Annotated in this window: 19 protein-coding genes; 17 read left to right on the plus strand and 2 right to left on the minus strand. The window is 50.2% G+C overall.

Going from position 1 to position 21,067, the window contains the following annotated elements; translation table 11 throughout:
• Positions 1–608 precede the first annotated feature (608 nt).
• From X474_RS10575 to X474_RS10615, 10 genes are all read left to right on the plus strand, one after another.
• Positions 609–2,156, plus strand: coding sequence for a glutathione ABC transporter substrate-binding protein (locus X474_RS10575; RefSeq protein ID WP_044348756.1), 1,548 nt, complete (start codon positions 609–611; stop codon positions 2,154–2,156).
• A 125-nt stretch (positions 2,157–2,281) separates the two neighbouring features.
• Entirely contained in the window at positions 2,282–3,202 is a 921-nt protein-coding gene (gene nikB, locus X474_RS10580; protein WP_044348757.1) for a nickel ABC transporter permease, read from the plus strand.
• A 4-nt stretch (positions 3,203–3,206) separates the two neighbouring features.
• The gene (nikC, locus tag X474_RS10585; RefSeq protein ID WP_044348758.1) at positions 3,207–4,079 is read left to right on the plus strand and encodes a nickel transporter permease; all 873 of its coding nucleotides are present in this window, start codon (positions 3,207–3,209) and stop codon (positions 4,077–4,079) included.
• Positions 4,080–4,327: 248 nt separating this feature from the next.
• Positions 4,328–5,491 (plus strand): beta-aspartyl-peptidase, encoded by a 1,164-nt coding sequence (iadA, locus tag X474_RS10590; protein WP_044348759.1) that lies wholly within the window; start codon positions 4,328–4,330, stop codon positions 5,489–5,491.
• A 65-nt stretch (positions 5,492–5,556) separates the two neighbouring features.
• Positions 5,557–6,543 (plus strand): ABC transporter ATP-binding protein, encoded by a 987-nt coding sequence (locus tag X474_RS10595; protein ID WP_082464295.1) that lies wholly within the window; start codon positions 5,557–5,559, stop codon positions 6,541–6,543.
• An 11-nt stretch (positions 6,544–6,554) separates the two neighbouring features.
• A complete protein-coding gene (locus X474_RS10600; protein ID WP_044348761.1) occupies positions 6,555–7,595 on the plus strand; it encodes an ABC transporter ATP-binding protein in 1,041 nt (346 codons plus the stop codon).
• Positions 7,596–7,959: 364 nt separating this feature from the next.
• A complete protein-coding gene (locus X474_RS27050) occupies positions 7,960–8,967 on the plus strand; it encodes a methyl-accepting chemotaxis protein (RefSeq protein ID WP_044348762.1) in 1,008 nt (335 codons plus the stop codon).
• Complete coding sequence (locus tag X474_RS27260) at positions 8,864–9,082, plus strand: methyl-accepting chemotaxis protein (protein ID WP_082464297.1); 219 nt, start codon at positions 8,864–8,866, stop codon at positions 9,080–9,082. Before X474_RS27050 ends, X474_RS27260 begins: the two co-directional genes overlap by 104 nt.
• 80 nt (positions 9,083–9,162) lie before the next feature.
• The gene (locus X474_RS10610; protein WP_044348763.1) at positions 9,163–9,348 is read left to right on the plus strand and encodes a hypothetical protein; all 186 of its coding nucleotides are present in this window, start codon (positions 9,163–9,165) and stop codon (positions 9,346–9,348) included.
• Between the two features lie 624 nt (positions 9,349–9,972).
• Positions 9,973–11,940 (plus strand): methyl-accepting chemotaxis protein, encoded by a 1,968-nt coding sequence (locus X474_RS10615; protein ID WP_082464298.1) that lies wholly within the window; start codon positions 9,973–9,975, stop codon positions 11,938–11,940.
• 139 nt (positions 11,941–12,079) lie between these two features.
• On the opposite strand, the gene X474_RS10620 is transcribed toward X474_RS10615, so the two are convergent.
• Positions 12,080–12,973 (minus strand): NAD(P)-dependent oxidoreductase, encoded by an 894-nt coding sequence (locus tag X474_RS10620; RefSeq protein ID WP_156360721.1) that lies wholly within the window; start codon positions 12,971–12,973, stop codon positions 12,080–12,082.
• A 308-nt stretch (positions 12,974–13,281) separates the two neighbouring features.
• Here X474_RS10620 and X474_RS10625 point away from each other — a divergent pair, with 308 nt between their 5' ends.
• Complete coding sequence (locus X474_RS10625; RefSeq protein ID WP_044348765.1) at positions 13,282–13,524, plus strand: hypothetical protein; 243 nt, start codon at positions 13,282–13,284, stop codon at positions 13,522–13,524.
• Between the two features lie 68 nt (positions 13,525–13,592).
• On the opposite strand, the gene X474_RS10630 is transcribed toward X474_RS10625, so the two are convergent.
• Positions 13,593–14,429, minus strand: coding sequence for a class I SAM-dependent methyltransferase (locus X474_RS10630; RefSeq protein WP_052515090.1), 837 nt, complete (start codon positions 14,427–14,429; stop codon positions 13,593–13,595).
• Between the two features lie 916 nt (positions 14,430–15,345).
• Here X474_RS10630 and X474_RS10635 point away from each other — a divergent pair.
• The 6 genes from X474_RS10635 (at position 15,346) to X474_RS10660 (ending at position 21,023) form a co-directional block, all read left to right on the plus strand.
• Entirely contained in the window at positions 15,346–16,122 is a 777-nt protein-coding gene (locus X474_RS10635; protein WP_044349077.1) for a putative hydro-lyase, read from the plus strand.
• Between the two features lie 248 nt (positions 16,123–16,370).
• Positions 16,371–17,024 (plus strand): GntR family transcriptional regulator, encoded by a 654-nt coding sequence (locus X474_RS10640; protein ID WP_044348766.1) that lies wholly within the window; start codon positions 16,371–16,373, stop codon positions 17,022–17,024.
• Between the two features lie 109 nt (positions 17,025–17,133).
• A complete protein-coding gene (locus X474_RS10645) occupies positions 17,134–18,171 on the plus strand; it encodes a TRAP transporter substrate-binding protein (RefSeq protein ID WP_044348767.1) in 1,038 nt (345 codons plus the stop codon).
• A gap of 166 nt (positions 18,172–18,337) precedes the next feature.
• Positions 18,338–18,937, plus strand: a complete 600-nt coding sequence (locus tag X474_RS10650) for a TRAP transporter small permease subunit (protein WP_044348768.1) — start codon at positions 18,338–18,340, stop codon at positions 18,935–18,937.
• Entirely contained in the window at positions 18,934–20,217 is a 1,284-nt protein-coding gene (locus tag X474_RS10655) for a TRAP transporter large permease (RefSeq protein ID WP_044348769.1), read from the plus strand. The genes X474_RS10650 and X474_RS10655 overlap by 4 nt, the downstream gene beginning before the upstream one ends.
• Before the next feature lie 110 nt (positions 20,218–20,327).
• Entirely contained in the window at positions 20,328–21,023 is a 696-nt protein-coding gene (locus tag X474_RS10660; RefSeq protein ID WP_044348770.1) for a DUF2848 domain-containing protein, read from the plus strand.
• Positions 21,024–21,067 lie beyond the last annotated feature (44 nt).

The following is a 21,067-nucleotide window of genomic DNA, read 5'->3' on the forward strand; positions in this document are numbered from 1 at the left end:
GATTTACTCTTCTGATTAGATCAAACTTTTCTGCATGATTTATATTTAATTAATTGAACATAAAATTAATGATAAGTTTCATATTAACTAAAATTAGAAAATACTATTAACACTTAGTAAATTAATAAAAATGTAATGTGTATATGCACGTATTATTATCGCCGGTAACTATACGTTAATTCGTAATTTTTCTATAAAAAATTACGTTACATTCTTGTAGTGCGTTTTAGACTTGACACCAAGGTTTAGTACATAATAACGTTTTAAAAAATTTAAAAGAGTTAATAAAGAACCAATTAAGCCCTGGGGCTTGGATGCCAAAAAAATCGTGATTATGCGTTAATAATCCTTTGCAGGACGTTTCCGTTTGTAGTTTCTGCAAAAAGGTTTAAATCAGGTGCGTGTTTTTACGGCCGTTCTTTCGCCTGTTAGTAGGTGCGCCTTAAGATACCGGATATTGATGCTTCTTGGGGAATAAGCATCAAGGCCTCCGGTTTATAGGCGACTTCGCCAGGTTAAGGGCGCTTTTTTTGAGTACCCGGCTGGAACAGGGCAGGGGTGACTTACCTGGCGCCCCAAAACAAAACAACGAGGGAGGTTTTTAGTAAATGAAAAAAGCGTTCATGACATGCCTTGTTTTGCTGATGGCATTGGCGCTTTGCGCCCCGCTTGCGTCCTTTGCCTCAGACGATGGCAAGACCCTGGTTTTTGCAATTGGTGCTGAGCCTATCAAGCTTGACCCCCCCAACCAGACTGACAACCCCTCGGAGATGGTCATCCGCACCATCTATGATGGATTGGTTGATTTCGGGCCCAACATGGAGATTGTTCCCCGGGTGGCCAAGTCCTGGGATATCTCCAAAGACGGACTCACCTATACTTTTCACCTGCGCAAAGGCGTGAAGTTCCATGATGGAACTCCCTTAAACGCAGAGGCCGTGGTTTTCAGCGTTTCCAGAAACCTGGACCCCGACCACCGCACACGCAGAACCAAACTTTACCTTCCTTTTATTGAATCCATAAAGGCTGCGGATGAATACACCGTGGTCATGAAGTTGAAAAACCCCTTTGGCGCCATCCTCGCTCATTTCGCCCATGCCGCCGGAAGCATTGTCAGCCCGGCCGCAGTAAAAAAATACGGCGATAAATTGGCCGTCAACCCTGTGGGTTGTGGACCTTACAAGTTCAAGGAATGGGTGCCCGGCGACCGTATTGTGCTGGTGGCCAATAAGGATTACTGGGGACCCAAGCCCAAATTGGAAGAGGTTGTCTTCAAGCCTGTTCCCGAAGCCGGATCCAGGGTGGTTATGCTCGAGACCGGTGAGGCCGACCTGGTATACCCCGTGCCGATTATTGAGGTGGATCGCCTGAATGCGAGCAAGGTGGCCAAGGTGGAGAGCTCCCCCACAGCCAGGGCCATGTACGCGGGTATGAACATCTACAAAAAACCCTTTAACGATGTTCGGGTCCGTCAGGCGATCAACTACGCCATCAACAAAAAATCCATTGTCAAAAACATTTTAAAGGGCATGGCCTCACCCAGTAAATCCATGATGGGTAGTCTGGTCTGGGGTTACACACCGTCCGGATACTATGATTACGATCCTAAAAAGGCCAAAAAACTCTTGGCTGAGGCCGGTTACCCCAATGGCTTTGAAATCAGCTTCTGGACTCCGGAAGGCCGCTACCCCATGGACGCCCAGATCAGCGAGGCCGTGGTCGGCATGCTGAACAAGGTTGGCATCAAGGCCAAGCTGCGCAAATGGGAATGGGCTTCCTATCTTAAGAACCTGCGCAAAAAACCCGAAGAAGCCAAGTACGACATGTTCTATATTGGCTGGTCGCCTTCCACTGGTGATGCCGACTGGGCTCTGCGTCCCTTGTTTGCCACAGACATGTGGGCTCCCGAAGGCAACAACCGCCAGTATTATTCCAGTAAGAAGGTGGATGAAGGCCTGCTTAAGGGCATGAAGACCGCTGATCCCGAAAAGCGCAAGGCTGTTTACGCCGAGGTGCAAAAAGAGCTGGTCAAGGACGCCGCCTGGGGAATGCTGGTGGATATGGTCCAGTCAGTGGGCATGGTTCCCTCTTTGATGGGCGTGGAAAGCTCTCCATTGGAGTTTGTGTTGGTGCGAAACGCCTATTTCAAGAAATAAGGCCAATGGTTCCAATCTGAGCCCACAAAATCCCCCACTGGCTTTCAAGAGGGCAGTGGGGGATTTTGTCTTCCATTAAGGGCGTATTGGGAAATTTTTGTGAATCCCCTTAAAAGTGTGGTTCCATGTTAAGACTAATCAGCCGCCGTCTACTATATCTGATACCGATTATAATCGGCGTTACTTTCATATCATTCGGCATCATGCGCATGACCCCCGGCGATCCGGCCCAGATCCTGGCTGGTGAGGATGCGTCGCTGGAAGATATCGAGTCCATCAGAAAACAGTTTGGACTGGATAAGCCCTTTTTGCTGCAATACGCCATCTATCTGGGAAACCTGGTGCAGGGCGATATGGGAGTATCCATACGAACCCAGAGAACGGTTTTAAGCGAGATCATGGCCCGCTATCCGGCCACCTTGGAGCTGGCCGGTCTGGCTGTGCTGGTGGCTACTGTTTTGGGGCTGGTAACCGGCATAATAGCGGCTAAAAATCAAAACTCGTTTTTTGATTACGGCTCCATGGTGGTCTCGCTCTTCGGCATATCCATGCCGTCATTTTGGCTGGGACTCATGCTCATGTTGATCTTTGCGGTGATATTGGGCTGGTTTCCGGCGGTGGGCAGGGGCGGGTTTTCCCACCTTGTTTTGCCTGCCATATCCCTGGGCGCCAACTCGGCCGCCATTATTGCGCGCATGACCCGGTCCTCCATGCTTGAGGTCATCAGACAGGATTATATCAGGACCGCCCGGGCCAAGGGTTTGGCCGAAAGGGTGGTGCTTTATAAACACGCGGTGCGAAACGCCCTTATCCCCGTGGTCACTGTGGTGGGAATTCAGTTCGGCTACATGCTTAGCGGAGCGATCCTCACCGAGACGGTTTTCGCCTGGCCCGGGGTGGGGCGCATGATTGTCCAGGCCATATACACCAGGGATTACCCACTGGTCCAGGGAGCCATTCTCTTTGTGGCCATCAACTTTACCCTGGTCAATCTTTTCGTTGACTTACTATACGGTTACATAAATCCCAGGCTGCGGGTGGAATAAGATCATGGCAGCAATCAACAATAAAATAAAAGGACAAAGCCAATTTACCCTGGCTTATCGTCAGTTCCGTAAAAACAAAGGCGCCATGGTGGGGCTGATCATTGTATGCATTTTTGTGCTGAGCGCCATCTTTGCCCCCCTGATTGCTCCTTATGATCCCCTGGACTCTAATCTGGAGATGTCCTTAAAAGGCCACAGCGTAGAGCATCCCTTGGGCACCGACGAACAGGGCAGGGATATATTGAGCCGCATAATCTGGGGCGGCAGGGTCTCTTTGGCCATTGGGGTGGTGGCTGTTTTCATTGCCATGGTCCTGGGGGTGTTTATCGGGGTTCTGGCAGGCTATGTGGGGGGGAAAATAGACAATGCCCTGATGCGTTTCATGGATATCCTCATAGCGTTTCCCGGCATTCTGCTGGCCATGGCCATTGTCAGCGCCTTGGGCCCCAGTACGATAAACCTGATGATAGCCATAGGCATCTATTCCGTTCCCATGTTTGCCAGGGTGATCCGTTCTTCGGTTCTCTCTGTAAAGGAGATGGAGTTTATTGAAGCGGCCAGGGCTGTAGGGGTGAGTCATTTCAAGATCGTGCTGACCCATGTGTTGCCCAATTGCATCGGGCCTTTTCTGGTCTTGGCCACCTTAAGGGTGGCAACCGCCATTCTGGCCGGGGCGGGCTTGAGCTTTCTCGGCATGGGACCCCAGCCCCCGACTCCGGAATGGGGCGCCATGCTTTCTTCGGGCAGAACCTATCTCAGGGCCGCGCCTTGGGTGGCCACCTATCCGGGCTTTGCCATTATGTTTGTGGTTTTGGGCTTCAATATCTTGGGTGACGGCATACGTGACGCGCTCGACCCCAAACTTAAGACCGATTGATTCTTCAAGATGCATACCGGTTGCGGCAACTTGGTAGCATAATAGCCAAAGGAGCTTAATTAAAGGCAGTTTCATTGGGAATACAGTTAAATTGCCGATACGTCTATTTGTTTGGCTATCCGCCGAGAGTTGGTGAAAAACAGTTTTCCAATCCTTGGCCGGAATCATTTGGTTAAAAAAAAGCAATTAAGCGGGTGTATTAAGGCCCGCAGCCAGGCTGCATCAAGCGGCCTGGTTGAGAGGTGCACATGTTTACATTGATAAAAGGCGCCAAGGTCTTTGCCCCCCATGATCTGGGAGTGCAGGACATTTTAATGGCCGGCGGGAAAATCGCCGCAATACAGGAAAAAATAGATCCCCCGAAAGGGCTTTCCGTCAAAGAGGTCAAGGCCGAAGGAATGATAGCCACCCCAGGGGTTATTGATCTGCATGTTCATATCACCGGAGGAGGAGGCGAGGGCGGCCCGGCCACCAGGGTGCCCGAGATAGATATAAGTCATCTTACCCAGGCCGGTGTAACCACTGTGGTGGGAGTCTTGGGTGTGGACGATTTCTCCAGAAATCCTGATACGGTGATGATCAAGGTTTTGGGCCTCAGGCAGGAAGGCATGAGCGCCTATATGATGACCGGTTCCTATGGATTCCCCCCTTCCACCATAACCGGCTCCCTGCGCAGAGACCTGGCGCTTCTGCCTCCGGTGGTGGGGGTTGGGGAGCTGGCCATATCGGACCACCGCTCCAGCCAGCCTACTTTTGAAGACCTGGCCAAGGTGGCGGCCGAAGTGAGGGTCGGCGCCCTTTTGGGAAACAAGGCCGGATTGGTGCATCTGCATATGGGCGGGGGCCAGGCCGGTATGGATTATCTCTTCCAACTGGTGCGAAAAACCGAGATCCCCATCACCCAATATCTGCCCACCCATGTAACCAGGACGGAAGAGCTCTTTGAACAGGCCCTTACCTTTGCCTCCATGGGCGGTTTCATTGATATCACCTTGACCGGCGAGCGCCCCACCCAGGAGATAAACGTGGCAGAGGCCTTGACCAGGATGAAGAATAAGAACATTAAAACCGATTGCCTGACCTTCACCTCGGACGGTAACGGCAGCCTGCCCAAGTTCGATGAAAACGAAAATTACATAGGCATGGGCATAGGCAGCCCCTCTTCCCTCTTAAGGGAGTTTAAACGCCTTGTGGTTCAAGGCGGGTTTGAGGCCAGCGATCTCCTGCCTTGCCTTACCTTGAACCCGGCCCGCAGGATAAAGGTTGATGGGAAAAAGGGCTCCCTTGAAGTGGGCAAAGACGCGGATCTGATCCTGTTTGACGGCGATTGGAATATAGACAGTGTCTGGTGCCTGGGCAAACACATGGTCAAGGGCGGCGAGCCTTTGGTTAAGGGATTCTGCGCCCGCTGAAAAAGGTTTTCCGGGGTTCCCGCCTTAAGGGCGGGACTCCCCTTTGCCAAAGGGAGATGCCATTAATGCCTTTAATTGAGCTCAAGGAACTTAAAACCTATTTTCGTACGGATAAAGGCTTGGCCCGGGCAGTTGACGGGGTTAACTTCAGCATCAAAAGAGAAAGAACCCTGGGAGTGGTTGGTGAAAGCGGCAGCGGAAAGTCGGTGACCGCCATGTCCATCATGGGGCTGATCCCCAACCCGCCCGGTAGTATAGAAGGCGGCGAGATTCTGTTTCGCCACAAGGGCCAGACTATAGATTTAAGCAAGCTGCCGTCCAATGGCTCTAAGATGCGCAGTATCAGGGGCAATGAGATCGCAATGATTTTTCAAGAGCCCATGACTTCCCTGAATCCGGTTTTTACCATCGGTGATCAGATAAGCGAAGCCTTGATACTGCACGAGGGACTTTCCAAAAAAGATGCCAAGGATGAGGCCATAAAGATGTTGGAGGAGGTGGGGATCCCCCTGCCTGCCCAGCGTTTTGACGAATATCCCCACCAGCTCTCGGGGGGAATGCGTCAAAGGGCCATGATCGCCATGGCCCTTTCCTGCAACCCTGCCTTGCTTATTGCGGATGAGCCGACCACGGCTCTGGATGTGACGATCCAGGCCCAGGTGCTGGAGCTGATGAACCGGCTGCAGGAGGAACACAGGACAGCCATTATGTTCATCACCCATGACCTGGGGGTTATTGCCAATATGGCCGACGATGTGGTGGTGATGTACCTGGGGCGAATTGTGGAGTCCGCTTGTGTGAGGGATGTTTTTCATAACCCCAGGCATCCCTATACACAAGGGTTGATGAAGTCCATTCCTTCGCTTACAGCCAGCCGCGAGGACCGGTTAAAGCCAATCAAGGGAGTGGTGCCGGATCTGGTCAACATACCGCCTGGTTGCGGCTTTGAACCCCGCTGCCCCAATGCCATGCCCATCTGTCGAGAAAAACGCCCCGTCTTAAGGGAAATCGCGCCCGGACATCAGGTTTCCTGCTGGCTGGAACTAAAGTAGCGGAGGTGATAATGGGAAATCTGAATGACAATATATTGCTTGATGTTAAGGGATTAAAAAAACATTTTCCCATTCGCAAGGGCTATGTCAAAAGTGAAAAGGCAACAGTCAAGGCTGTGGACGGGGTCAACCTTTTCATAAAAGAAGGGGAGACTCTGGGGATCGTGGGGGAAAGCGGTTGCGGAAAAACCACGGCCGGACGCTCCATCCTGCGCCTGATTGAGCCTACTGAAGGGGAAATATCCTTTAAGAGTAAAAAATTGGCCGGTCCGGGTGAAAAATACCGTCAAGTGGATGTAATGAGATCCCCTCCTAAAGAGCTTAAATCCTTGCGCCAGGAGATGCAGATCATATTTCAAGACCCTTATTCTTCTTTGGATCCGCGCATGACTGTGGGCAGGATTGTGGGCGAGCCTTTGCGGGCCCATGCCCTGGCCAAGGGAGAGAGGGCGGACAGGGTGGCTTATCTTCTTGAGTCCGTGGGGCTCAAGCCTGACCATGCAAATCGTTATCCCCATGAGTTTTCCGGCGGCCAGAGGCAGCGCATCGGAATTGCCCGGGCCTTGGCTCCCAACCCCAGCCTGGTGGTGGCTGACGAGCCTGTCTCGGCCCTGGATGTCTCCATCCAAGCCCAGGTAACCAACCTGCTTTTAGATCTGCAGCAGGAGTTTGACCTCACCTACATGTTTATCGGTCATGACCTGTCAGTGGTGAAATATGTCAGCGACAGGGTGGCTGTCATGTACCTGGGCAAAGTGGTTGAGCTGGTGAGTGCAGGCAAGCTTTTCAGTGAGCCCAAGCATCCTTACACAGAGGCGCTGATGTCTGCCGTGCCGGTGCCAGATCCTGATTTTGAAATGAAACGAATTCTTCTGCAGGGCGACGTACCCAGCCCGGTAAATCCGCCTTCCGGGTGTCATTTTCATCCTCGTTGCCAATATGCCAGGGATATTTGCAAGGAAAAGATCCCTGAATATCGCGATTTGGGAGGGGAGCATTTTGTGGCCTGCCACAGGGCCGATGAATTGGACCTGTTGCCGGTGGTTGGTTAAAGCGTTTTCCCAAGATTGTTTGCTTAATAAAATATAATTAAATATAGGTGGGTAGAAAATCCGGTTTGCTGAAAAGTAAACCGGATTTTTTTGAAATTCTTATCGTTATTCTTAATAGGTGTGTAAGGCTGTTGTCGGACCTGTGGATTGTTGATCTAAGGCTTGATAGTTAGCTTAAATTGAAGATGCTTTCATTGCCGGATTCGAGCCCAACGCCCTGGTTGGTAAAGACGAAATTTACCGTAATAAACCTGGGTATGACCAAACCGGGCGCTATGTTCCCTATTGGAATAGGGTGAATGGAAAGCTAAGCTGGTAAAACATTCAAAATTATACTGAGCCTGGTAAGGGCGACTACTATCTCTTGCCTTTACGAACCAGCCGGGAAAAGATTTTTGACCCGATTACCTATAATATAGACGGAAGGGAAATTTGCCTGGTCAGTTTGACTGTACCGGTTTTTTCCCATGGCAGGACCATTGGAGTTATTGGTATAGATCTCTCGGTGGAACAATGCAGGGCCATAGTCAGCCGACAAAGGCCTTACGGCACGGGATATATGGCCATGATAAGCAACAACGGCGTGGTTGTGGCTCATCCCAACAAAGGCTACATTGGAAAAAATATCTTTGATCTTGATTGTAAAAATAAATACCTGGTTGAAATAAAAGAGGGAAAACCGCTCACCGTAATACATAACTCCAAATATACCGGCGATAACGTATATCTATATTTTTCTCCCATACACCTTAGCGATGATGATAAACCCTGGTCTGTAGTGGTCGCTGCGCCTGAAAAGGCTGTTTTGGCGGGCGTGACAAGGGCGCGCAATTTAGCTGTGTTAATTGGTTTGCTTGCCCTTTTGATTGTCTCTTCAGGTGTTTATTTGGTTGCCGGAAGCGTTGCCGGACCCATTCAAAAAAGCACCCAAAACATAAGCCTCAGTGCTGAGAGTGTATCCAGCGCCAGTGAACAGATAGCATCGAGCAGTCAGCAGTTGTCCAGTGGAGCTACTGAACAGGCTTCCGCCTTGGAGGAGACCTCCGCCGCTCTGGAAGAGATCGCTTCCATGACCGGGCAAAACGCGGACCACGCCGACCAGGCGGACAATTATATGAAAGATGTTTCTGTGCTGGTTAAAGAGGCGGAGTCTGATATGGAAGAGTTGGTGAAGCATGTTGCAAGGATCAACCAGACCGGCAACGAGACGGCAGGGATAATCAAGACAGTGGAAGAAATTGCTTTTCAGACTAATTTGTCGGCCTTGAATGCTGCTCGGGGAGGCTGCCCGGGCCGGGGATCACGGAGCGGGTTTTGCAGTGGTGGCCGACGAGGTGAGGAACCTGGCTCTGCGTTCTGCCGAGGCCGCTAAAAACACCTCTGTTCTTATTTTGGAAAACCAGAACAACCCGAAGGCGGGGTCTGAGGTGCTTGAAAAGACCGATAGCGCCTTTTTCCGGGTCAGCCGGGAGGCTGAAGGTTTTTGAACTGGTAAATGAAATTGCCGCCGCTTCCAAAGAACAGGCCCAAGGTATAGATAGACCAAGTCAGCCAGGCCGCGGTTAATATGGGCCAGGTGACCCAGCAGGTGGCGGCCAATGCCGAGGACTCGGCCGCTGCAGCTGAAGAACTTGCAGGACAGGCCTTGAGCATGAGACAAGAGGTCCTCAAACTGGCTCTGGTTACTGAAGGTGAGAAGGGTAAGTCCGGAGCAACCCTTATTGGGAATAACCTGGAAACTAATCACCAATAAAAAATCTGGGCCAGGGAATCATTGGGCGGTGTTTTGAAAGGATTGACGCGTAGGAAGAAGAAGGACTGCTTGATCGGTGTTTCTCCGGATAATGCCTTTCAGGCTTTTCTGCTATCAGCTATGAACAAGGCCTCTAAAGGATTTTGCGATTTTCAGGGCCTTTTTCTATGTAATCCGTTCATTCTGAGCTTCTTAGGGGAATAGGGGAGAAAGAGTCTAGTTAACCTTGATAACTTTATAACCGGCGCAGGCTTAAATTAGATGCCAGTGTATTTTGGGGGGCTAAGATGAGCAGTTATTGGGGGAGGGAATTGATGTGACGGTTGGATGAAATTTTAATTAAGGTTTTAAATGTTTTTTAATTTTAACTATTTATAATGTTAATCTTTTTGGTGAAGGGTGCAAGATCCATATATTTTGTTGACCAGGTTTTAGTGAATCTTCTGCCCTGGTAAATTATTTTCAAATTTTAGGACCAATTGTTTGAAGAATTTTATGAGTGAATGGTTGAGATCGTAGCCGTATGATATGAATATATAATATATCATTAAAAAATAGTATGTATTGTGCGTATTTTGAACCCAAAAAATAACGAACAGATTCTGTCAGTGGGGGGCTGTTCAGATGGAGAGTTCCATGCTGGAAAAGATGAATCTCAAAATCAGGCTTCTGACAATCCTGAGCCTTGTCTTCTTTTTAAGCCTTACCTCAGTGATCACCTTTCTGACCTATAATGCCCAGGAAAACGTAGGAAACGAAGCAGAGGCCCGTTGTCTGGAGTTGGCAGACAAACAGGCAGCTCAATTAAAAGGGGTGCTGCAGGTAGGACTGGATGCGGCCAGAACCTTGCGGGATTCTCTGGTGGGAATCAAGAAAAGCGGTCTTGAATTTGACCGCCGAATGCTTGATTCCCTGATTCGGGAATATGTAGTCACCAACCCGGAATTTCTAGGGGTCTGGGCCGGTTTTGAACCCAATGCCCTGGATAACAAAGACGCTCAGTTTGCCAACACCGACCGGCATGATAAGACCGGCCGGTATATCCCTTATTGGAACCGGGGCTCGGGGCAGATTACCTTTCAACCCTTGGGCAACTACACAACCGAAGGAAAGGGCGATTATTATTTGGTTCCTCTAAGGAGCGGCAAGGAAAAGATCCTGGACCCCTTGACTTATACCGTGGCGGGCAAGGAGATAACCTTGGTCAGTATTACAATTCCCATTAAATATAAAGGGAAAGCAATTGGCGTGGCCGGTGTGGACCTATCTCTGGATCAGTGTAAGGCCATGGTGACCAAAGAAAAACCCTACGGTACAGGCTATGTCACCCTTATTACTGACTCGGGAATGATCGTGGCCCATCCCCAAGAGGATCTGATGGGGAAAAATATATCAGAGTTGGGTCTGGGCAAGCAATATCAGGAGGTAATCAAACAGGGGAAGACCCGTTTATTAACTCATGAGTCGGCGGTCACGGGGGAAATTTCCTATTTGGTGATAGCTCCCATCCCTTTGGGGGATGCCAAACAGCCCTGGTCTGTGGTGGTGAGTGTGCCTCAGGATGCAGTTTTGGCGGCCACTCAAAAAACTCTTCATTTCAGTATCATGGTGGCTCTCATCGCCCTCTTGGCCGTTTCCGTGGTGGTCTTTTTAGTGGCTAGAACCGTTGCCACACCGATTCAGGCCTCGGTTGTTTCCTTGGGAAGAAGCGCGGAGAGTGTGAGCACGGCCAGCCGGGAAATCGCCTCCAGCAGCCAGGTCCTTGCCAATGGGGCTTCTGAACAGGCATCGGCTTTGGAGGAAACATCCGCGGCCCTGGAGGAGATGTCTTCCATGACCCGCCAAAATGCCGATAACGCAGATCAGGCTGATAATCTTATGAAAAACGTCTCCAGGGTGGTGAAGGAGGCGGAAACGGCCATGGAAGAATTAAAGCTTACTGTGGAGAAGATAAACAAAACCAGCGCCGAAACAGCGGGCATAATCAAAACTGTGGATGAAATAGCCTTTCAGACCAATCTGTTGGCCTTGAACGCCGCAGTGGAGGCTGCCCGGGCGGGAGAGCATGGGGCAGGCTTTGCCGTGGTGGCCGAGGAAGTCAGGAATTTGGCCATGAGGGCGGCCGAGGCAGCCAAAAACACCGCCGACTTGATTGAAGAGAATCAAGTTAACGCCCAGGAAGGTTCCCAGGTCTTGCAAAAAACAGATCAGGCGTTTTCCCAGGTAAGCGGGGAGGCTTCCAAGGTGGCGGAATTGGTGAATGAGATAGCGGCCGCATCCAAGGAACAGGCCGAAGGCATTGATCAGGTGACCCAGGCCACCTCAAATATGGACCAGGTCACCCAACAGGTGGCTGCCAATGCCGAGGAATCAGCTGCCTCGGCCGAGGAACTGGCTTCCCAAGCTGTCAACATGAACAAGCAAGTGCTTAAGTTGGCACAGGTGGCGGAAGGGAAAAAAGACCACGATGCTTCTCCATCCAAGCCAGAGGCTCCTGTTTCCGATCGGGAAAAAGGCGTTGCCCAAGGGCGGGTTTTAAGAGGACCCACCCAGCTTGATCGGACTGCCTTGCCTTTGGATGAAGATTTTTAATAAAAGACTTGTAGATAGTTATACCTCCTTTCAGAAGGCCTTTTGCCTTCTGAAAGGAGGTATAACTTATTGTTATTAGTGATAATTTTTATATTCTATCAGGCCGGACGGATCTTTTTCGACTCAACTTGTCGCCGGTTTATTCTCCGTTCATTCTTTCAAACACCTTGTACAGAGCCTGAATGCCTAGATTCTCGTAGCCTTGAGCCATTGCTGAAATATAAAACTGGTTGGCAAGGGCCAGACCTGGCAGGGAAAAGTTCATCCGTTTTGCCTCGGCCAATGCGATGCCCATATCCTTCACAAAGTATTTGATAAAAAATTTAGGATTAAAATCTCCCTCGGCAATACGACGGCCCAACCCGTTGATACAAGCAGAGGCCCCAGAGCCTGTGCCGATCACGTCGATGACCTCATTAAGATCCATGCCAGCCTTGTAGGCATAGAAGAGAGATTCAACAGCACCGACGATATTGCCGGCAACCAAAATCTGGTTGCACATCTTGGTGTGGTGTCCGGCTCCGGCAGCGCCTCTGTACTGGACATTGTTGCCCATGACATTCAAGATGTCCCTCACCTTGTCAAAAGTCTCTTTTTCGCCCCCGACCATAATCGCCAGAGTCGCTTCACGAGCTCCGACATGGCCACCGGTTACCGGGGCGTCCAGCGCTTCTACACCCTTGGCTGATGCATCTCGTGCAATACGCTCGGCCAATGCGGGCTCGGAAGTGGTCATATCCACAATGATTTTCCCTGGATCGGCATTGCCAAGGACTCCGTCCCGGCCCAGGATGATCTCTTCAACATCGGGGGGAGCGCCCAGGATGGTGAAAATTACCTCCGCATTCCCGGCTACTTCCGCAGGTGAATTGCACCAGGCTGCGCCTTCCTCCATAAGGCTGCTTGCCTTCGACTTGGTGCGGTTAAAGACAAATAATTCATTCCCTGCTTTGAGGAGGTGCATGCACATGGGGGACCCCATGACACCAGTTCCAATCCAGCCTATTTTTTTCCCCATATTTCGTTCTTTCATTTTGGGTGCTATTTCGTGGCAGGCAAGTCACAGCATGTAGACTGATCTGTCTGTCCTGGATTAAGTCCAGTTTTGTATAGCAAGTTTATTCCTAAGATATCAAATTGCTTTGAGATTGCAAAAATTTACAAAACACCAGATAGTATGGCGGTTCAGTCAATATAATCGGCGGCAGGATGATTCTTCATTTGCCGCTAACTTACCTTTTTTCAGATACTCATAACAGGCTCATAGTGGATGTCATAAAAGGCAACCATCATAAACTTCAACGAAAGCGCATTTCTGAGTAGATCATGGAGCTGTCCGGCGTGGAGAAAGATTTGCTTTGCAAGGGTGTGGAAGCGAATGAAATCTTTGGCTTGCCCCCGGTCTGCCCAATACAGGGTATGCACATAACGGATATCACCGGCGGCCCCAAATCAATTGGGTTGTCCTTGATCACCTTGAGGTGTGAAAAACACGGTGATTGGTTGAAGCGCGCACCGAATTGGATCAAACGGTTGCTGGACGAGGATATTAAACAACACTTATTGCTGATTGTTGGCTTGTAAATGGCCGAACGTCCTTTTAGAAGGCGCCTGGCCTTGTAAAAGGACGTTTTGATTAAATAAAGAAGATATCAAGCCGCTTTTGTGTATTTTTCTGCGCCCTGAAAGGCAAATCGGCTGATCTGATTGGATTTGGCAATAGGCGGAATAAATCTCAAGAGTTTTGTCCAACCCAGGCGGGGTTCGGGTTGGTCGAAATAATACCATTTGTTTAACTGAATCAGGCCAGGGAGCCATGATTCTATTTTCTTCGGATCTTTTATGCCCCAGTTGAACTTGGCCTTGGTGAGTTTTACCATGACGTGCTTGGAAGAGTTTTTTTTCACCATTGGTGTGCAGCTGTCAAAAACAATCTGGGTCGGCGCAAAGTTTTGATTAAGGTAGCCAAAAAGGTTCCTGACCTGTTGTTCGTAGAGGTACATTAGTACGCCTTCAGAAATGAAAAGGATTGGCCCCTTGCCAAATGCCTTTACTTTTTGAGCCCAGTTAAGATCCAGAAAGGAGCCTTTGATTATAAGTTTGCGGGGGTGGGGCTCAAAAAACCTTTCGTAGATTTCAAAGGTTTCCGGAAAATCCATCAGTACAAAGCGTGTTTTGCCATTATCAAGACGCTCAAAGCGGGTGTCCAGTCCGCAGCCCAACTCCACCACAGTGCCTTCCGGGTGGCTGGCTAAAAAAGCCCGGACCTGACGGTCTATTTCCCTGGCCCTGAGGATTACGCAAAAGTGGACGTAATCCTTGATTTTTTTAAGGGGTTCAAAACGCCAGTCAATCTGCTCCACCATCATCCGGGCCTTTTGGTCATGCATAATTCCGTTTTTCAGACCTGATTCCCTGGCCCGGCTGTAAAGAGGCAAAAGCAGCGTTTCTGCCACCGAATTAAGCTTGCTAACGTCAATTTTTGCCATCACAGCATCCTTTAGCGTTTAATTATTTTTATTTAATTAGATAATCCTAATTATAAATATAGTCAACAACAAAGTAAGATAATTAAAAAATTCCAAAATTATCAGTTTAAAGCCTTTTCATGACCCGGCCCCGAGAGATGCGTGTTGTGCTCCGGAATGCGCAACTCAGATTTTTGGTTTTGCCCAAAGCGGGTCAAGGGAGGCTTCTTTTAAAAAAAAATGAATAAAATAAAAAGTTTAGCTTGAAAAATACCGGATGGTATTTTCTGGAATTTTCATACCGTTTGGTGGAAAATGTGTTTTAAAAAGGGCATGGCCGGGACTGTCTCTTACAACTCTCTGGATTTTAAGCGAAAAAAAATCCGGCTTTCGGATTGGGCTATTATGATTTTAGCGCTGCTTAACTTGCACCCTTTATTTGGAAAGTTACCAAGTGGTAGGTTCCAACGACTCAACTTAAACTGAACAATCAGGCGTCTTGGCTGATAAATACTATTTTTCAATATGTTACAGGTAAGGACAGCATTTGGTACACCCCTTGCTCCTGGTGATGTCAATTGGAAATAGAAAACAAAAGAACACACTTAACTAGTAAAGAATATAAGAGTATTAAGTGTTCAGATAGTGGGGCTGCCGGGTTTTTTAGTTGCCGGTTGGCTTTATGCAAAAGGCGCCCGATGGACTTTGGGTTAATGGATTGGCTCTGTTGAGGATCGTGCGTGGGGAGCATGGCTCTCCTGGCGGGGTGTAAAAGACCAGGTCTTTGTCTTGACGCACGGGAGCGGTTGTAATACAAACATTACATACCGTGAAAAATGAAACCTCACTTAACCTGTTAACTGAATATTATTTTTCAGCTATCCAGTGTTTCCGGCCCACACTTCCAACAACCCAACCTTTGGATGAAGAGAGAACCATGACACCTGCAGAACTCAGAAAATTATCGGCAGAGGGTAAGTTTACCGATCCCACCACTGGTTATTGCGATGGCTATGTTCAGGCCAATATGGTGGTTTTACATAAAGAGTATGCTGAACATTTTGAGGAGTTCTGCCGAAAAAACCCCAAACCGTGCCCTTTACTTGAGGTGGTGGGGCCAGGCACTTCCCTCACTTCCAAACTTGCGCCCGGAGCTGATCTTTTGGACACCATTCCCCGTTACAGAATCTGGAAAGACGGTGAATGTGTGGAAGAGCCTCTGGATGTGCGTAAGTATTACAGCGAAGATTTGGTTTTCTTCCTTTTAGGTTGCTCTTTTTCCTTTGAGGAGGCCCTGATCTCTGCCGGCATTTCTCTCAGGCATGTGGATGAAAAGAAAAACGTATCCATGTACCGCACTAACCTTCCCCTGGAACCGGCCGGACCGTTCCACGGTGAAATGGTGGTGAGTATGCGCCCCATTCATCGTTCCCAGGTGGCCGAAGCTTGCGTGATCACCAGTCGTTTTCCCGAGGTTCACGGCGCTCCGGTGCATGTTGGCTACCCTGAGATGGTGGGCATCGACCACGTGGAAAAGGCTGACTATGGGGACAGCGTTGATATAAAGGAAAACGAACTGCCTGTGTTCTGGGCCTGTGGGGTGACCCCGCAGAATGTCCTGGTTAAGGCTAAACTGCCTTTCGCCATTACCCATGCACCGGGCTACATGTTTGTGAGTGACCTGAAAAACGCAGACTACGCCACCGGCGTCTAGGAGGGTGGGGCAAAAGCCTTTCCCTGCTTAACGGCTTTTAGTCATTGAATATTGGTTTTTTCTGTTTATTTAGCAAATTAAAATAGTTAATTTTTAAATCTTTCGGGCTTTTTGATGGTTCGGAGGCTTTAAAAACAAGGTTCCCAGGGGCGTTAATTTCAGAAGAGTGTTTATCCGGCAAATTGATGCCGAGGTTACTTGGTATTTTTAGCTTGCTTTAAGAAACCCGTTTCAGATATATCACGAGTATGTCACAGCAACTTTTACGCGAAAAAGCATATCGCCAGGTGAAGCAAAAGATTGTCACCATGGAATATCCCATGGGCAAGCAACTTGTGGAACAGGATATCTGCCGGGAACTGGGCATAGGACGCACTCCGGTGCGGGAGGCCTTGCAGCAACTGGCCCGGGAAAACCTCTTAGTAATCATCCCCAGAAAAGGCATGATTGTCTCTGATATCACGGCCTTTGAACTTAACAGGCTCTATGAGGCCAGGGCCATGCTGGAGCCCTATTGCGCCAGAAAGGCCGCCCAGGTGGCCAAAATCGAGCAGCTTGAATATTTGAGAAGCCTTTTTGACCGGGCCGAGGAGATGGCCAGGCAGAGGAGGATCAGCGAGCTGCTTGATCTGGACCGCAATTTCCATGAGGGGATAGTCTCTATTTTGGAAAACCCCTACATCTTCGAGATGGCGGGGCGCATTTACGACCTGCTGGCCCGCACTTGGCATCTCTCCTTTCAAAGGCGCAGTTTCGAGGAGTTGAAAAACACAATTGATGAGCACTTAAGCATTATCAGGGCCTTGGAATCCCGCGATCCGGACAGGGCCGAAGAAGCGGTGCTTGAGCATTTAAGGCAGTATCGCGCAAAGGTTTTGCAAGAACCTTTGCGTGTTGAATAAAGGGCTTTTTTGGGCCGAAACCCGGGCCTGATTAAAACGGCCCTGCCAAAGGGGGTTATATAACGCAAGCTTAGGACAGCTTAGATCAAACTCTCAAGGAGGTTAATAAATGAAAAAGAAACTTTTGGTTTCATGTCTGGTAATCGCCTTTGCCCTGACCGCGGGTGTCGGCCTGGCCCAGGCAAAAAAATTGCGTGTAGTGGGCAGCTGGAACAGCCTTACCCTTTTCAAGAATTTTGAAAAGCCGTTCTGGACCGAGGTAGTGCCCAAAGAATTGGGTTTAAAGACCAGCATGACCTCCTTGGGTCAAGTAAAGCTCAAGGGCCCGGCTGTGATGCGCCAGATGAGCATGGGCGTTTTTGACGTGGTGCATACTGTGGCCGACTATGTGGTGGCCGACTCCCCGGCCCTGGCCGGACTGGACCTGCCCGCCCTGGCCACAGACCTTAAGCTGGCCAAAAAAGTGGTGGAGGCCTATCGCCCGGTAATGGCCAAGTACCTGGAAAAAGACTTTGACGTCAAACTGCTCAGCGTGATTCCTTATCCCGCTCAGGTCCTTTTCAGTAGCGAAGGCATCAAGGGCCTCGGCGATCTCAAGGGTAAGAAAATTCGCGCCTCCGGCTGGACCACCAGCGAGTTCGTCACCGCCCTGGGCGCCACCGGCGTGACCCTTTCCTTTAGTGAGGTCCCCCAGGCCCTGCAGCGCGGCGTGGTTGACTGCGCCGTCACCGGCAGCCTTTCCGGCTACTCCGCCGGTTGGGGCGATGTCAGCAAATTCCTGTATCCCCTGCCGGTTGGTGGTTGGGACTATGTTATCGGCACCATGAGCATGACCACGTGGAAGAGCCTGGGTAAGGAAAAACAGGACAAGCTCATGAAGCTGATCAAGGAAAAACTGGAAGCCCCCGCCTGGAAGGTCACCGAGCGTGAGACCGAAGAAGGCGTGGCCTGCCTGGGCAACGGTCCCTGCCCCCATGGCCGCACCTATGGCCTGACCATTATTCCGGTTTCCGAGGCTGATAAGAAAAAAGCCTATGAGGTACTGGTGGACAGTGTTCTGCCCGCATGGTCCCAAAAGGTCAGCCCCGAGGTGGTCAAGGAATGGAACGAGACCATCGGCAAGGTAGTTGGCCTGACTGCCAAGTAAGCCAATTTTAGTGCAAAGGGCGCATTTTTATGCGCCCTTTGCACCTTTTATGCGCGCTTTTGTCTTTTAATGGCCTTGGGCGTGTCCCTTTTTCAATTCCAAAGGTCTGTGCGCTTTTTCGGAACAAGTGGCTCGGCCTAAAAAACGCCGGGTAAAGGTGAAACCGATGAATAAGCTGCTTGAATTAAGTGAAAAGGTGTCAACTTACGCCGCCTGGGTCAGCGGCGGTGTTTTGTTTGCCACCTCCATTCTGATCGCCGTGGAGGTGACCTTGCGCAAGGTCTTTGCCATCTCCATGGGCGGCGCCGATGAGATTTCCAGCTACGCTCTGGCCATGGCATGCACCTGGTCTTTTGGCTTTGCCCTTTTCCGCAAGGCCCATATCAGGATCGACGTGCTTTATATAAGGCTCCCGCAGCCGGTGAGATTTGCCCTTGATATTCTCTCACTGGTGTTTTTCGCCCTGTATATGGTGATTCTCACCTACTATGGCTATATTGTTCTCTATACCTCCATAATCAAGGATTCCACAGCCAACACACCTTTGCATACGCCCTTGTGGATTCCCCAGAGTCTGTGGTTTGTGGGCCTGGTCGCCTTTACCATTACTATCTTCCTGATTCTGACCGGCACTATTTACAATCTTTTGAAAAAGAATTTCCAGGCCGCCTCCGCCCTTTCAGGCGCCAGCACCCTGGAAGAGGATATTGAAGAAGAGGGCGGGCCCACTGAGACTGTCCTGCCTGAAAATGGAGGGCAAAAATGATAGTTGCTGTCACACTCGCCATACTGCTTTCGCTTTTGCTGTTAAGCATCCCCGTGGCGGCCACCCTCATCACCCTGGGGCTCTCTATCGGTGAAATCTTTTCTCCCTTTCCCCTGCACAGGGCCATGGGTGAGATAAGCTGGGCCGCCAGCGCGGATTTTATCCTGCTGTCCATTCCCCTGTTTGTCCTTTTGGGCGAGATTCTTTTGCGGGCCGGAATCGCAGGCCGCACCTATAAATCGTTGGATAAATGGCTTTCCTGGCTGCCCGGCGGTTTGATGCACGCCAATATCGGCACCTCGGCCATGTTCGCCGCCACCAGCGGCTCCAGTGTGGCCACTGCAGCCACCATCACCACCGTGGCCCTGCCTCAGGCGCGTAAATACGGATACGCCGAGAGCCTGTTTGCCGGTTCCATTGCGGCCGGCGGCACCTTGGGCATCCTGATCCCGCCTTCAATCAACCTGATTGTCTACGGCTTTTTGACCAACACCTCCATTCCCCGCCTGTTTTTGGCAGGAATTGTACCGGGTGTCTTACTTTCCATAATGTTCATGGGGTGTATTCTGGTCGCCTGCCTGATCAAACCTGAATTGAGCGGCGGAACGAACAAGGCCACCTGGAGTGAACGCTTTCGCAGTTTGCAGGATCTTCTGCCGGTGTTATTCATTTTTGTGGTGGTAATTGGCTCCATTTACTCCGGTATAGCCACCCCAACCGAGTCGGCGGCCCTGGGCGTGCTCGCCTCCATGCTTCTGGCTGCCAGGTATAAAGCCATAAACAGGCAGTTCTTCAAAGAGGTCTTTGAAGGCACCATGCGCACCACGGCCATGATCATGCTTATCCTGATCTCGGCCAACTATCTTAACTTCATCCTGGATTCCATTGGACTTTCCGATGCATTGACCGAGTTTGTCAACACCTTGGGCATGACCCCCTTTAACACTCTTTTGGTGATCATCGCCATGTATGTGGTTTTGGGCTTTTTTGTGGAGACCTTGTCTCTCATGGTCATCACCGTGCCTATTGTGACTCCGGTTCTGGTGGGGCTGGGCTTTGACCCCATCTGGTTTGGCGTGCTTTTAATCCTTCTGATCGAGATGGCTCTGATTACTCCGCCGGTGGGCTTAAACCTCTACGTGGTGCAGGGCGTCAGGCAGGAAGGTTCCATCTCAGACGTTATGATCGGCGCTATTCCTTTTGTTTTGATGATTGTCTTGATGATCGTGGTGCTGGTGGCCTTTCCCAATGTGGTGCTTTACTTCACCCAGTTTGTTTAAGCGCCCGGTATAAGAGATTCTTTCAAATAATTGACCGGCCTTCTGAGGCCTTTTCGGGAAAAGGCCGGTCAATCACGCAAGCCACTGACGCTTGCTGACAGGAGTAAAAAATGGTCTCAAAAAAAATGAATCTGACCTTGAACACCCAGAACGGATCCCAAGAACTTTCCTTGGAGCTTAAGCGGCTTATTGTGGCCGGATGGGTGGGCAAGGATAAAGAGGCCCTCATGGCCCATATAAAGGAGCTTGGTGAATTGGGGGTCCCGGCTCCCTCCCGCACCCCCACCTACATGAACCTTTCCCCGGAAAACCTCACCACCGCCGATCAGATGGACGTGGTGGCTCCCGAGTCTTCGGGTGAGGTGGAGTGCGTTCTTTTCAAGTCGGGCGGTAAGGTTTATATGGGTGTGGGCAGTGACCACACTGACCGTGATTTTGAGCAATACGGCATCCCGGCCTCCAAGCAGATGTGCGCCAAGCCGGTTGCCCCGACTGTTTGGGCTCTGGATGAGGTCAAGGACCATCTGGATAAGATAATCCTGCGTTCCTATATGACCGTAAAGGGCGAGCGCAAACTTTATCAGGAAGGCCCTTTGGGCGATAACCTGAGCGTGCTTGAGATTTTGGAAGAAATCCCCACCGAAGACGGCCTGGGCCTGGATGATTTTGCCCTTTACTGCGGAACCTTTGCCGCCATCGGTGGAATAGCTTATGGCGAGCTGTTCGAGTTTGAGATGGAAGATCCAATCTTAAACCGCAAAATCACCCACAGTTACGGGATTTCGGTTCTGCCCCAATACCTGTAGGCCGGTCTTTTGAATAAGCCCGCCTTTTAAAAGGGCGGCTTACC

The organism is Dethiosulfatarculus sandiegensis (assembly GCF_000931935.2).
GTDB classification, from domain to species: domain Bacteria; phylum Desulfobacterota; class Desulfarculia; order Desulfarculales; family Desulfarculaceae; genus Dethiosulfatarculus; species Dethiosulfatarculus sandiegensis.

What these genes read in the sequence shown, in the direction of transcription:
- X474_RS10575 (WP_044348756.1), top strand. Translation starts at nt 609, where the DNA reads ATGAAAAAAGCGTTCATGACATGCCTTGTTTTGCTGATGGCATTGGCG.
- nikB (WP_044348757.1), top strand. Translation starts at nt 2,282, where the DNA reads ATGTTAAGACTAATCAGCCGCCGTCTACTATATCTGATACCGATTATA.
- nikC (WP_044348758.1), top strand. Translation starts at nt 3,207, where the DNA reads ATGGCAGCAATCAACAATAAAATAAAAGGACAAAGCCAATTTACCCTG.
- iadA (WP_044348759.1), top strand. Translation starts at nt 4,328, where the DNA reads ATGTTTACATTGATAAAAGGCGCCAAGGTCTTTGCCCCCCATGATCTG.
- X474_RS10595 (WP_082464295.1), top strand. Translation starts at nt 5,557, where the DNA reads ATGCCTTTAATTGAGCTCAAGGAACTTAAAACCTATTTTCGTACGGAT.
- X474_RS10600 (WP_044348761.1), top strand. Translation starts at nt 6,555, where the DNA reads ATGGGAAATCTGAATGACAATATATTGCTTGATGTTAAGGGATTAAAA.
- X474_RS27260 (WP_082464297.1), top strand. Translation starts at nt 8,864, where the DNA reads ATGCTGCTCGGGGAGGCTGCCCGGGCCGGGGATCACGGAGCGGGTTTT.
- X474_RS10610 (WP_044348763.1), top strand. Translation starts at nt 9,163, where the DNA reads ATGGGCCAGGTGACCCAGCAGGTGGCGGCCAATGCCGAGGACTCGGCC.
- X474_RS10615 (WP_082464298.1), top strand. Translation starts at nt 9,973, where the DNA reads ATGGAGAGTTCCATGCTGGAAAAGATGAATCTCAAAATCAGGCTTCTG.
- X474_RS10620 (WP_156360721.1), bottom strand. Translation starts at nt 12,973, where the DNA reads ATGAAAGAACGAAATATGGGGAAAAAAATAGGCTGGATTGGAACTGGT.
- X474_RS10630 (WP_052515090.1), bottom strand. Translation starts at nt 14,429, where the DNA reads ATGGCAAAAATTGACGTTAGCAAGCTTAATTCGGTGGCAGAAACGCTG.
- X474_RS10635 (WP_044349077.1), top strand. Translation starts at nt 15,346, where the DNA reads ATGACACCTGCAGAACTCAGAAAATTATCGGCAGAGGGTAAGTTTACC.
- X474_RS10640 (WP_044348766.1), top strand. Translation starts at nt 16,371, where the DNA reads ATGTCACAGCAACTTTTACGCGAAAAAGCATATCGCCAGGTGAAGCAA.
- X474_RS10645 (WP_044348767.1), top strand. Translation starts at nt 17,134, where the DNA reads ATGAAAAAGAAACTTTTGGTTTCATGTCTGGTAATCGCCTTTGCCCTG.
- X474_RS10650 (WP_044348768.1), top strand. Translation starts at nt 18,338, where the DNA reads ATGAATAAGCTGCTTGAATTAAGTGAAAAGGTGTCAACTTACGCCGCC.
- X474_RS10655 (WP_044348769.1), top strand. Translation starts at nt 18,934, where the DNA reads ATGATAGTTGCTGTCACACTCGCCATACTGCTTTCGCTTTTGCTGTTA.
- X474_RS10660 (WP_044348770.1), top strand. Translation starts at nt 20,328, where the DNA reads ATGGTCTCAAAAAAAATGAATCTGACCTTGAACACCCAGAACGGATCC.